Here is a 13039-nt window from a genome sequence, read left to right as displayed (position 1 = left end):
CGATGACAACGCAGGGCCTTACGGCATACCTCCCGATCGACCGCTGCCACGCGCTGGCGAGCGGCGACTCGCTGCCCGACCGGAGCGTCGGCGCGGTGCTGTTCGCCGATATCTCCGGCTTCACCCCGCTGACCAACAGCCTGGCCCGCGAGCTCGGCCCGCAGCGCGGGGCCGAGGAGCTCTCGCGCCAGCTCAACGCGATCTACACCGCGCTGGTCGCCCAGGTCCACGGCTACCACGGGTCGGTGATCGGGTTCGCCGGCGACGCGATCACCTGCTGGTTTGCGGAGCGGGGGGTGGGGGCTAGGAGCTGGGGGCTGGGGGCGGCAGCGTCGAGCGCCGCCGACCGGGCCGCTGCCTGCGCGCTAGACATGCAGCGCGAGATGGAGAGCTTCGCCGCGCTGCGCACCCCCGCCGGCACCGTGGTGACGCTGGCGATGAAGGTCTCGGTGGCCTACGGGCCGGTGCGCCGGTTCCTGGTCGGCGCCCCGCAGATCCAGATGATCGACGCCCTGGCCGGGCGCACGGTGGACCGGATGGTCGCCGGCGAGCACGTGGCCCAGAAGGGCGAGGTGATCATCTCGGCGGAGGTGCCGGGCGCCCTGAGCGCCCCCCCGCAGATCGGCGGCTGGCGCGAGGATGAGGAGGGGCAGCGGTTCGCGGTGCTGCGCGGGCTGGGCGCGCCCGTCGGGCCGGCGCCGTGGCCGGAGATCGCGTGGGGCGGGCTGGGCGCGGAGCAGCTGCGGGGCTGGCTGCTGCCGCCGATCTACGCGCGCCTGGAGGCCGGGCAGGGCCAGTTCCTCGCCGATCTGCGCCCGGCCTTCGCACTCTTCGTCAGCTTCAGCGGGATCGACTACGACCACGACGACGCGGCCGGCGAGAAGCTGGACGCCTACGTCCGCTGGGCGCAGGGCATCATCGGGCGCTACGAGGGCTCGCTGCTCCAGCTGACGATCGGCGACAAGGGCAGCTACTTCTACGGGGCATTCGGGGCGCCGCTGGCCCACGAGGACGACGCCGCGCGCAGCGCCGAGGCCGCCCTGATGCTGCGCACCCCGCCCGCCGAGCTGGGCTTCATCAGCGATGTCAGGATCGGCATCAGCCACGGGCGCCTGCGCACCGGGGCCTACGGCAGCGCGGACCGGCTCACCTACGGCGTGCTCGGCGAGGAGGTGAATATGGCCGCCCGTCTGATGCAGGCGGCCGGCCCCGGCCAGATCTATGTCAACGAGAGCGCGCGCCAGGGCGCGGCGGCGGCCTTCGCGTGGGAGCAGCTGCCGCCCCTCCAGGTGAAGGGCCGCGACGAGCCGCTGACGGCCTACCGCCTGCTGGGCGCCGTCAGCCGCCAGCAGGTCCACGTGCAGTCGGCGATGTACAGCCTGCCGATGGTTGGCCGCCAGGCCGAGCTGGATCAGATCGCGCGCATGATGACCGAGGCGATCGGCGGGCAGGGCCGGATCGTGGCGATCACCGCCGAGGCCGGCCTGGGCAAGTCGCGCCTGGTGGTCGAGTGCATCCAGATGGGCGTCAGCCGCCGGATGGCGGTCTACAGCGGCGAGGCCCAGAGCTACGGCACCAGCGACAGCTACCTGGCATGGGAGAGCATCCTCCAGGCCTTCTTCGGGCTCGACCGCAGCGCCCCTGCTGAGGAGCAGGTCGGCCAGCTTGAGGCGGCCCTGCGGGCGATCGACCCCGACCTGCTCCCGCGCATGCCGCTGCTCGGGCTGCCGCTGAACCTGCCCATCCCCGACAATAATCTCACCCAGTCGCTCGACTCACGGCTGCGCAAGATCTCGCTTGAGGCCCTGCTAGTGGCCTGCCTGCGGGTGCGCAGCCAGGCCAGCCCGCTGATGATCGTCATCGAGGACTCGCACTGGCTCGACCCACTCTCCCACGACCTGATCGAGATCGTGGGGCGGGCGATCTTCGATATGCCGGTGCTGATCGTGGTGGCCTACCGGCCGCCCGAGCTCGACTACCTGCGCCCGCCGCGGGTGACGACCCTGCCGTACTGCACGGTGATCCAGCTGACCGAGCTGAGCCAGGCCGAGGCCGCCGAGCTGGTCGGGCTCAAGCAGGTACACCTCGATATGGCCAGCGACCTGCCGGCCGATGTGATCGACCAGCTGGTGGCCCGCGCCCAGGGAAACCCCTTCTTCATCGAGGAGCTGCTGAACTACCTGCACACGATGGGGGCCGCCCCGCGCAACGCCCGCGAGCTGGAGCAGCTCGACCTGCCCACCAGCCTCTACAGCCTGATCCTCAGCCGGATCGACCAGCTCAGCGAGAACCAGAAGACGACGCTGAAGGTGGCCAGCGTGATCGGCCGCTCCTTCCGCGCCGCCTGGCTCTGGGGCATCCACCCATCCCTCGGCCTGCCGAGCCAGGTGCGCGCCGACCTGGACGCGATGAGCCGCATGGAGCTGACCCTGGTCGACCAGCCCGACCCCGAGTGGTCCTACCTGTTCAAGCACATCCTGACCCACGGCGTGGCCTATGAGAGCCTGCCCTTCGAGACGCGGGCCTGGCTGCACGGGCAGGTGGGCGCGTTCATCGAGCAGGCCTACGTGGCCGGCCTGGAGCCCTTCCTCGACGTGCTGGCCTTCCACTTCGACCACAGCACCGAGGAGGAGAAGCGCCGCACCTACCTGCGGCGGGCCGGCGAGGCCGCACAGGCCGCCTACGCTAACGCGACGGCGATCGACTACTACCAGCGGCTGCTCGGTCTGCTCCCTGAGAATGCGCGCGGGCCAGTGCTCTTTCGGCTGGGCCAGGTGCTCGATCTGGTGGGCGAGTGGGACGACGCGGCGAGCAGCTATCAGCAGGCCCTCGATCTGGCCGAGGCGACTGATGATGCCCGCATGCGCGTCGAATGCCAGCAGGCGATCGGGCGGCTGCTGCGCAAGCGCGGCAGCTACGAGGACGCACTGGTCTGGCTGGAGCGGGCGGGGGCCAGCTTCGGCGGGCTCGACGACCAGCCCGGCGCGATCCAGACGCTCGCCGACATCGGCGAGATCTACCGCCTACAGGGCAACTACGCGCGGGCCGGGCAGTGCTACCAGCAGGCGCTCGACCTGGCCGACCTCGGCGCGCGCACCCCGGCGCTGCTGTCCGCCCGAGCGAATGTGCTCAAGGGCGGCGGCACGCTGGCCAATCAGCAGGGCGACCTGCTGCTGGCCCAGGTGCGCTACGAGGAGAGCCTTTCGATGCTGCGCGAGCTTGGCGACCGCCCGGGCGTGGCCGGGCTGCTGAATAATCTGGGCGTGGTGGCGCTCTTTGGCGAGGACTACCCCGCCTCGGCGGCGGCCTTCGCCGAGAGCCTGATTATGCTGCGCCAGCTCGGCGACCGCTGGGCGATGGGCGCCGTCTTGAACAACTGGGGCATGACCGCTCGTGGCCTCGGCGATATCAGCCAGGCCCGCACGCTGCTTGAGGAGAGCGTCGCTGTGCGGCGCGGGCTGGGTGACAAGGGCGGCGTTGCAAACTCGCTCAGCACGCTGGCGAACCTGCTGCTGCACAATGGGAAGCTCGACGATCTGCCGGCGATGCTGCGTGAGAGCCTGGAGCTGAACGTGGAGGTGGGCGACCGTACGGCGATCGCCTACTGCCTGGAGGACTACGCCGGCCTAGCGGCCGCACAGGGCGTCGCCGAGCGGGCGATCAGGCTGGCCTCGGCCGCCGCGAGCCTGCGCGCCGAGCTGGGCACGCCGCTGCCCGCTGCCGAGCAGCAGGCGCTCGACCGACTGCTGACCCCGGCCCGCACGACGCTAGGCGCGAGGGCAGATGCGGTGTGGGCCACAGGCCAGGTGATGAGCTTTGAGGAGGCGGTGGCACTGGCGCTTCAGGGCTGAGCCCGCCGATCAGGGTGAGGGGCGCGGCGCGGGCAACGCCCGCGCCGCGCCCCTCACGCGTGAGCGCTACCGCACCACCCAGGTGCGGCTGGCCGGCTCCGGGTCGGCCAGCCCATCTGCGTCAACCGCCCGCACCTGGAAGGTGTGCCGCCCGGCGCTCAGGTCATGGTAGGCAACCGGGCTGCTGCACGGCGCGAAGGGCGCGCCGTCCAGCGAGCACGCGAAGCTGATCGGAGTCTGGCCACCTTCAGCCTTGAAGCGGAAGACGGCGCTGCCGCTGCGGACGACGCCCCGCGGCCCGGACTCGATCTCGGTGTCCGGCGGCAGCGGCGGGCAGGGCGTCGGGTCCTGCACGATGTCCATCAGGCGAATCTGGCCCCGCCGCACCACCTCCAGGCTCCTCGGCGAGATCAGGATGCAGCGGTCGTCCTTCTTCTTCGCCTTGTTCAGCACGATGGCGTAGGGCACCCCGCCCTCGACGGAGAAGCCGCGCAGGTCGCCGTCGTCGCGCGCGCCGTTGGTGCGGCCCACCAGCGCCCATCCATTCTTCAGCAAGGTGTCGTAGTCGCCCATGCCGGCCAGGGCGATGTTGCGCACAATCCAGACCTGCTTGCCCAGCTGGATGGCCCGATAGATCACCTGCACCGACCAGCTGGCCGTGGCGGGCGTCGGGTCGGCATGGCCGTCCGCATCAACGGCGCGCACCTGGAAGCTATGCGCGCCATCGGCGAGCCCGCTGTAGCGCACCGGGCTGGCGCAGGCGCTGAAGGCCGCGCCATCGAGCGCGCACTCGAAGCTGAGCGGGGCCACGCCGCCGCTGCCGCTGAAGCTGAACGTGGCCACCGTATCGCCGGTCGCCCCGCTCGCCCCGTCGTCGATTGTCGTGTCGGGCTGGCGCACGATGGTCAGGCTCAGCTCGGCGCTGGCCGACGCATTGTAGAGCGGGTCGCTGAGGGTGATGCTCTTGCCGGCGATCGACACGCTGCTGGCGAAGGACGCATGCAGGCGGTAGCTGCCGGCCGGCCAGCTCACCGCGCCGAGCGCGGCCTGGCCATCCGGGTCGGTCTTCGCCGTCTGGCCGAAGCTGTCGCCGCTGCCGTCGACGGCGACGAAGATCACCGAGCGATCGACCAGCGGCGCGCCGGCTGCGTCGGTGAGGGTCGCGAAGACCCCGGTGGCGCTGGCGGGGGCGGTCAGCGGGCCGGCCGGGCCGATCGTCAGCGCGCTGTCGGCCTTCTGGATGGCGAAGGGCAGGCTCAGGCTCGCCGGGGTGTAGCCCGCGCCGCCGGCAACGCTGATCTGCGCGCTGTAGCTGCCGGCGGGCTGGCTCAGGCTGATGCTGAGCGTCGCCTGGCCCGCGTCGTCGGTGACGGCCGTGGCGCTCTGCCCCCCGATGCGCAGCCGCAGCAGCCGCCCGCCGATAGCCGCCCCGCCCTGTGCGCTGAGCCGCGCCGTGAAGCTGACCGTCTGGCCAAACACGCCGCCCGTCGGCGCGCCCGGCGCGCTCAGCGCGCTGGGGGTGAGCTGCGCCGGCGGGGTCGCGGCGACGCTGTAGAACGCGCCGCCGTTGCTGTCGAGGCTCACCAGGCCGGTCGCGCTCACCGCCTGGGCCATAAAGACCGCCGTGTCGGGCAGGTTGACGGTCGTCTCCCAGTAGCCCGGCTCGCCGGGCGCTGCGGCCAGGTCGATCGACTGCCAGCTGCCGGGGGCGGCCAGGTCGGTGTAGGTGATCCAGACCTCCTGCACGCCCGCCGAGGCGCTCACAAAGACCCGCACCCGCACGGCGGTCGGCGAGAGTCGGCTGCTGGTCACCTCTAGGATTCGCGGGGCGGGGGCGAGGCCGGCGCTGCGGCTGCTCGCGCCCTGCGTCCAGCTCTCGGGCAGGTAGAAGGTGCGGAACCGCATCGTGTCGAAGAGCCGCATGGTGCCGCTGATGCTGTCGGCCCCGTTCGAGCGATACTGGCCGACGATCGCCGACAGGTACGGGGCGTCGCCGCTCAGGGCGCCCAGGCTATTCACGCTCCAGGGCTGCGCGGGGTAGAAGGTCTGGCTATAGAAGGAGGCGAAGCCGCGCGAGTTCTCGGTGGCGGGCGACGAGGTGAGCGGGGTGATGTTGGGCAGGTCGCGGTAGCTGCCGCCGCGGAAGCCGACGCCGCGCAGCATCTGGCCGCTCGCGCCGATATTGCGCAGCTCCAGCGGCAAGATCGCCTCGGCGGGGTTGGCCACACTGCCGCTGCTGCCGCTGTAGTAGGTCGCGGTGACGCTCCCGCCATCCGGGTCGGCCAGGGTCAGGCTGCGGCTGACGAGCGCGCTGCTGACGCCGATCTCGGTCGACGGCGCGCCGCTGGAGGTCTGGCGGCCAAGCTGGAGGCCAAAGGCCGCGCCCGGCGTCCCCGCGCCCACGGCGACGGTGTCGCTAACCAGCGAGCTATCCCCGGAGGTGATCCGCGCGCCGGGCATATTCACCTGGAGCATCGGCAGGCCGTAGAGCGTGAACTGCAGCAGCGTCTTCTCGTCCATGCCGCTGATCGCGGTCTTCTGGTTGAGGTATGCCTGCTTGGCGCGGATGAGCGCATCGCCCAGGGCCACCGGGCCGGTGCCGGTGCGCAGCTCGCGGGCCAGGTTCAGCAGGTAGCGCTCGCCGTACTCGACCAGCTCGGTATCGCCGTAGGAGTAGCCGGTGGCGGCGATGTAGGTCGCCCCGCGTGCGGCGTAGGCCTCGGGCCAGTCGGGCTGGGGCGAGAAGCCGTCGATCGCGTCGGGCGACGGCACATTGTAGCCGCTGTGGCAGCCCAGGCCGAAGAGGATGCTGTTGGTGAAGTCGGCCGGCGCGCTGAGGATGTCGCTCGCCGGCAGGCTGGTCTGGTAGTCGGCGGCGAGCATGCGGCCGGCGTCGAAGTGCCCGGTGAAGAAGATCAGGTCGTGGCGCTGCTTGAGCAGCAGGTCGCCCAGCTGCCGCGCCGTCCATGCGTTCGGCCCGTCCGGCCCCTCGCCCTCGGGCTGGATCAGCTCGTCGGGCGCGACGCCGAGGCCGCTGGCCAGATCATCGCCCACCGCGACCGCGCCGTCGGCGACAAAGTCGTAGCCGGTGACCAGGGCTGAGCGCGGCGTAACCACGCCGCTCGCAGTGTCGTAGGCGTCAAGCAGGCCGCGCACGTCGCCGGCGCCGCCGACCAGCCGGCCGACGGCCGCGCCTGGCATGGGGAAGGCGTAGCTGCCGCGCCAGATCGTCTGCGTCGCGCCGTAGTCGTCCTGGCCGAGCACCCGGCCATCGCGCAGGCTGGTGTCCGAGGGGGTGTTCGCGGCCACCGGCGGGTAGTACTCGTGCTCATTGCCCAGCCCGGCCAGGTCTGGGTAGCGGAAGAAGGGGACGCTGTCGTCGCTGCCGACCAGCACCAGGTACTGCAGGCGCGGGCTGCGGTAGGCGTCGATCACCGCCTTGATCTCGCCCGCCACCATGTTCGCGGCCGCGCTGCAGTCGACATGATCGGCGAGCTGATCGCGGGCGAAGGCCACACGCGGGTAGGTCGTGTGGTCGGCCAGATCGATCACCGCGCCACTGATGTCGGCGCGGGCGGCAAAATCTGCCAGCGCGCCCGCCAGATCGCTGATCTCGGCCACAGTGTTCTCAGGGTGCGCCGCGGCAAAGCGCTGCGAGTCCCAGACGATCAGGCTGGTCTGGCCGCCCGCGGGCGCGCCACCCGCGATGGACGGGGTGCCGTCGGGTGGGGACTGCACATCCCCGCAGACGCCGCCCTGGACCGTGACGCTCAGGCTGAAGCGCTGGCTCGGGTCGGCCGGGCCAACCACGCGTATGTACAGATTCTCATTGAGATCCCAGCTGTTGCGCGCGATCGTCTGGATGGACACATCCGGCTCGGCCCCGACTGCGATCAGGCTCTTGATGGCTGCGCCAGCATAGATCTCGGGCAGGTAGGAGGCCGGCAGGTAGGAGGCCGGCAGATACGACGCCGGCAGATACGACGCCGGCAGATACGACGCCGGCAGATACGACGCCGGCAGATACGACGCCGGCAGATACGACGCCGGCAGGTACGATGCCGGCAGATACGACGCCGGCAGATACGACGCCGGCAGGTACGATGCCGGCAGGTACGATGCCGGCAGGTACGATGCCGGCAGGTACAATGCCGGCAGGTACGACGCCGGCAGGTACGACGCCGGCAGGTACGACGCCGGCAGGGTTCCTGAGCTGCTCGGCGGCGCGCTCAGCTGGTCATAGATCGTCGGCAGGTCGCGGTGGAGCGTGATCACGCTGCCCGGCAGGCCGGCCAGGGTGATCTGCACCAGGCTGCCCGGCGTGACCGAGAAGCGATACCAGCGCTCCTGGGAGGGGCTGCTGATCGCCTGGCTCACCGTCGCGCCAACCCCACCGGCCGACGTCGGCTGGAGCGAGAGCGGCAGGGCGTCTGTCCACAGGTTGTTCGACGTCACCCCGACACAGTCCGAGAAGGCCGACGAGTTGCCGGCATCATCGGTGGCGACGGCGGTGATCCAGAGGCCGGCCAGGTCGGTGCGGGCCAGGCTCTGGCTCCAGGCGACGCTGCCGCCGGACGGGCTATCCACAGTCGTCGAGCCGAGGGAGATCTGGCCCTCGCCGCCGCCGCTGGGGTCGCAGGAGACATTGGCGAAGAGGTCAATCGTGTAGCTAGCCTCGGCCTGCGTATCGAGTGCGCCGACAATCACGGTGTCGCCCGGCCCCTCGCTGGCCGCGCTGATCGCGGGCGCGGGCTGGTCGTTATTGACGCCGGATGCGCGATCGATGCCGAGGCCGCCATTCTCAGAGCTGAGGTTCTGGCTGAGGCGGTTGCCGCTGCCGCTGAGCAGCGCGACGCCGGCCCCGCCGTTGCGGTAGATAATATTCGACTCGACATGGTTGTCCGAGCTATCGAGCTCGATGCCGGCGCCGGCGAAGCCGGTGAAGGTCAGGCCGCGCACCGTCGTGCCGCCGGCGGTGATGCGCAGGCCGGGGGTCGCTCCGGCCGCAGCGCCATCGATCGTGATCTGCGAGGTGCCAACGTAGCCGGGCTGGCTGGCGCCGTCGATCACCGCCGGGCCGCTGATCGTGGGCAGGGGCGAGCTGAGATTGATCGTCTGCGGGCCGGCGGGCAGAGAGAAGGTGATCGTATCGAAGCCGGCGTTCGCGTTCGAGTCGATGATCGCCTGGCGCAGCGAGCCCTCGCCGCTGTCGGCGGTGGTGGTGACCGTGTAGACCGAGTCGAGCACCGGCGGCTGGTACTCATAGGCGCCGATATCGCAGGCGGTGCCCCGGGGGCGGGCCACGCCGCGCTGGTCGGCGTCGGGGCAGCCGGCGGCATCAGCCGCGTCGATAGCCGGGCTGCCGGCGTCGAGGGCGTGGGTGCGGGTCTGGCCGCCGTTATCGGCCAGGGGCAAGATGCCGGGGCTCTGCTCGGTCAGCTGGATATCGCCGGAGTCAGAGATCGGACAGCCGTCGCCGTTGGCCAGCAGGTTATAGCCGATGGAGCTGAGCGAGCCGCCATCGGCGGCGCAGTCGGAGCCGCCGTTGCCGAGCAGGATGCTGCTGTGGTAGCTGATCGCGCCGCCGCGGGCGAAGACGCCGCCGCCGAGGGCGCTGCCGTTTACGCCGTCGCCCGCGCCGAAGCTGCCGCCGCCGCCGAGGCCGCCCTGGCTGGCGTTGGCGTAGATCGTGCTGCTGGAGATCGTGACCGATGCGCCGTCGGCGAAGATGCCGCCGCCGAGGCCCGCGCCGCCGCCGCCGCCGGCCGCGAAGCTGCTGCTGGAGGTGCCGCCCGCGCCGCCGAAGCTGCCCGCCGCGCCGCCCACATTGCCGCTGCCGCCAAAGCGGGTCGCGCCCGCGCCGCCGCCGCCGCCGCCGAACCCGCCCGCGCCGCCCGCGCCCGCCGGCGGGCTGCCGGGGGCGAAGGAGTCGCTGGCCGAGCCATTGCTGCCGCCGCCGCCGCCGCCGCCGCCGCCGAAGCTGCCGTCGCCGCCGGGCAGGCCGATCGAGCCGTTATTGCCGCCGCCCGCGCCGCCCTGGCCGCCGCCGGCGCCGCCGGTGAAGCTGCTGCCGTTATCGCCGCCGTGGCCGCCGTTGCCGCCGACGGCCTGGTTGCCCGAGATCGTGCTGTTGATGATCGTGACGCTGCTCCCGGCCGCGCTATAGATCGCGCCGCCGAGGCCCGCGCCGCCGCCGCCGCCGCCACCGCTCGACGCGCTGGTGCGGCTCGCGCCGTCGCCGCCGATGGCCTGGTTATTGGACAGGGTGCTGGCGCTAAGCGTGAGGCCGCCGGCGTTGTAGATCGCGCCGCCGAGGCCGCCGTTGCTGTCGGAGGAGAGGCCGCCGGCCAGGGTCACGCCTTCGAGGGTAAGGTCGCCGCTGTTCTTGAGGATGCGGAAGGCCGGCGCGGTCGCGCTGCGGGCGATCGTCGCCCCATTGCCCCGGATCGTCAGCGTATCGACGATCACCGGCAGGCCGTTGGGGCCGCCGTCGCTATTGTGCGCCGCGCCGAGCGTGTAGGTGCAGCCGGCGGCGAGGGCGATCGTGTCGGCGCCGGCTGCCGCGTTCGCGCCGGAGATCGCGCTGATCAGGCCGGCGACATCCCCGGCCGTGCCGACACAGCCGACCGCGATCGGGCCGGCGGCGCGTGCGCCGCCGGTCGGCAGCCAGATCACCCCCAGCGCCAGCAGCGCGATCACCGCCCAAAGCCGCCGCGCGCGTCCATCTCGTGAGATCCGCCCGATGTGCCAGCTGCTCATCGCCCCTCCCCATGCATTCCATCTGCTTGTATAGAGCTAGGCAGGCATGGGTGAGGGCGCTCCCCCACCAGCCTCTGCCGCGCGCCGTGGGCGCGTCCGATGTGTGTATTGCGGTAGTACCCAAGGGTGTAGTAGTGGGGTGAACGCTATTGCGGCGCAGATCTTCACGATCTGCGCCGCAATAGTTACTCTACCGCAATCATAGCATCAGGGCAGGGGAAGGGGATGACAAAAGGGTGAATGTTATGTTGAGAAAACGTAAAGGCGCGGCCCTAATCCTCGCTGTAGAGCGGCGTGGAGAGGTAGCGCTCGCCGTTGGAGGGCACGATGAAGACGATCAGCTTGCCGGCGTTCTCCGGGCGGGCGGCCACACGCAGGGCGGCGGTGGCAGCGGCGCCGCTGCTGATGCCGACCAGGATGCCCTCCTCCTTAGCCAGGCGGCGGGCCATGGCGAAGGCGTCGTCGTTGCTGACCAGCTGGATCTCATCGATGATCGCGGTGTTGAGCACATCGGGCACGAATCCGGCCCCGATGCCCTGGATCTTATGCGGACCGGGCTTGCCGCCAGAGAGGACGGGCGAGGCCTCGGGCTCGACGGCCACCACCTGGAAGCCGGGCTTGCGGGCCTTGAGCACCTCGCCGACGCCGGTGATCGTGCCGCCGGTTCCCACCCCGCCGACGAGGACGTCCACCTTGCCATCGGTATCGCGCCAGATCTCCTCGGCGGTGGTCTGGCGATGCACCTCGGGGTTCGCGGGGTTCTTAAACTGCTGCGGCATGTAGCCGTTCGGCAGGTCGGCGACGATCTCCTCGGCGCGGGAGATCGCGCCGCGCATACCCTCGGTGCCGGGGGTGAGCACCAGCTCGGCGCCGTAGCCGCGCAGCAGCTTGCGCCGCTCGACGCTCATCGTCTCGGGCATCGTCAGGATGAGACGGTAGCCCTTGGCGGCGGCCACGAAGGCCAGGCCGATGCCCGTGTTGCCGCTCGTCGGCTCGACCAGGGTGGTCTCGCCGGGCCGGATCGTGCCCGCGCGCTCGGCGGCCTCGATCATCGCCAGGCCGATGCGGTCCTTCACGCTGCTCGCCGGGTTGAAGAACTCCAGCTTGGCCAGCACCGTGGCCCGCGTATCGTTCACCTTATTGAGCCGCACCAGCGGCGTGTTGCCGACCAGGTCGGTGATGCTGTCGTAGATCCGCGCCATTGCGCACCGCTCCTTTCATATACGTTGCTCTCCGCCCGCTGGAATTGTAGCGCCGGGCCGGGCTAAAGTCAAGTTCTTAAGATGTTTTGTCTACTTTCCGAGGTGCGGTATACTAGGCGCATTGCAGATTGCAGATTGCAGATTGCAGATTGCGCACCAAGCGCCACCTGAATGCGCACCACTGCAGAGGTGCGCGAGCCAGGCAGCAACGCAAGGAGAAGCGAGCGATGCGGGGCAGAATACTGCGAAAGAGCGATCTGGCCGGCGGCGGTGAGATGGCCGTGCTGCTGACCCGCTGCGCCGGGACGTGGCTGGAGCAGCCGGCGGACGCGGCCGAGCAGGAGCGGATCGCGACGGCCGCGCGGCAGCTGCGCGAGCGCCGGGCGCTGGCCCTAGAGCTCCACCGCGACGCGCAGGCCATCGACGCCTTCTGCATCGAGCTCTTCCGCGACGAGGCCTTCGCGCCGCTGCACTTCGGCCCGCTGCTGATCAGCAAAATGATCGCCCAGGTCGGCGAGCCGCCGGTGGTGGAGGACGACCAGACAGACATCTTCTCAGACTACCTGCGCCGAGCGGTGGTCAGCGTGGCGGTGCCGAACACCCGGCGCTTCCTGGCGACCCAGCTGCGCCGGCTGATGCCGGCCTACACCGAGCAGGGCCGCTGGCGCGAGGCGATCGCCATCGACTACAGCGCCTTCCGCACCTCGCTGGGCAACGAGGTGACGCCCTACCTGGCCCAGATGGCCCTGGCCGGCCTGGCCGACTACTACGACGATGCGGAGGGCGATGCGCCGGCGTAAGGGCCGGCTTGTAAGCTCGCGCCGCCCCTGCTATAATGCACGCCAGCGCGCCCCCATAGTCTAGCGGCCTAGGACGTCACCCTTTCAAGGTGAAGATCGCGGGTTCGAATCCCGCTGGGGGTACCATCGATTTTTGAAACGCCAGGGGAATTATCCCCTGGCGTTTCTTCGCGTTAGAACGCGCTAGCCTTCAGAGCGAGACCGCCTGGAGCCGTTCGAATCCCACTGGGTCGTACCAGATGCTTAGCTCGAACAGCGTAGGCAGATATGTATTGCTGGGGCATTCGTTATGGCTCCTGAAGTAGCCGGTCGATAGCCTCGACCAGCCGCCCCGCCGCACGCAGCTGCGTGACCATACGCGGGTAGCTGCCCGCGCGGCGGGCCTCCACGGCCACGAGGTCGAAGACCTCTTCGGCCCGCTGATGAG

At 70.7% G+C, this 13039-nt stretch carries 4 protein-coding genes and 1 tRNA gene; 3 read left to right on the top strand and 2 right to left on the bottom strand.

The window, feature by feature from the left end:
- Window positions 1-2: 2 nt before the first annotated feature.
- Complete coding sequence (locus K2Z83_RS22030) at window positions 3-3851, top strand: tetratricopeptide repeat protein (protein WP_220597336.1); 3849 nt, start codon at window positions 3-5, stop codon at window positions 3849-3851.
- A gap of 66 nt (window positions 3852-3917) precedes the next feature.
- Here K2Z83_RS22030 and K2Z83_RS22025 read toward each other — a convergent pair whose 3' ends face one another.
- Both K2Z83_RS22025 and cysK read right to left on the bottom strand, forming a co-directional pair.
- The gene (locus tag K2Z83_RS22025) at window positions 3918-10610 is read right to left on the bottom strand and encodes a choice-of-anchor Q domain-containing protein (RefSeq protein ID WP_220597335.1); all 6693 of its coding nucleotides are present in this window, start codon (window positions 10608-10610) and stop codon (window positions 3918-3920) included.
- 272 nt (window positions 10611-10882) lie between these two features.
- The gene (gene cysK, locus K2Z83_RS22020) at window positions 10883-11812 is read right to left on the bottom strand and encodes a cysteine synthase A (protein WP_220597334.1); all 930 of its coding nucleotides are present in this window, start codon (window positions 11810-11812) and stop codon (window positions 10883-10885) included.
- Window positions 11813-12039: 227 nt separating this feature from the next.
- On the opposite strand from cysK, the gene K2Z83_RS22015 reads away from it, so the two are divergent.
- Together K2Z83_RS22015 and K2Z83_RS22010 are read left to right on the top strand one after the other, a co-directional pair.
- Complete coding sequence (locus tag K2Z83_RS22015; RefSeq protein WP_220597333.1) at window positions 12040-12612, top strand: hypothetical protein; 573 nt, start codon at window positions 12040-12042, stop codon at window positions 12610-12612.
- A 49-nt stretch (window positions 12613-12661) separates the two neighbouring features.
- Window positions 12662-12738: transfer RNA gene (locus tag K2Z83_RS22010), tRNA-Glu, on the top strand.
- Window positions 12739-13039: the final 301 nt, after the last annotated feature.

The sequence above is a fragment of the Oscillochloris sp. ZM17-4 genome, from assembly GCF_019599295.1.
Classification (GTDB): Bacteria; Chloroflexota; Chloroflexia; order Chloroflexales; family Chloroflexaceae; genus Oscillochloris.
Note: the sequence above shows the minus strand (reverse complement) of the source record. Positions and strands in the feature narration are given on the sequence as shown.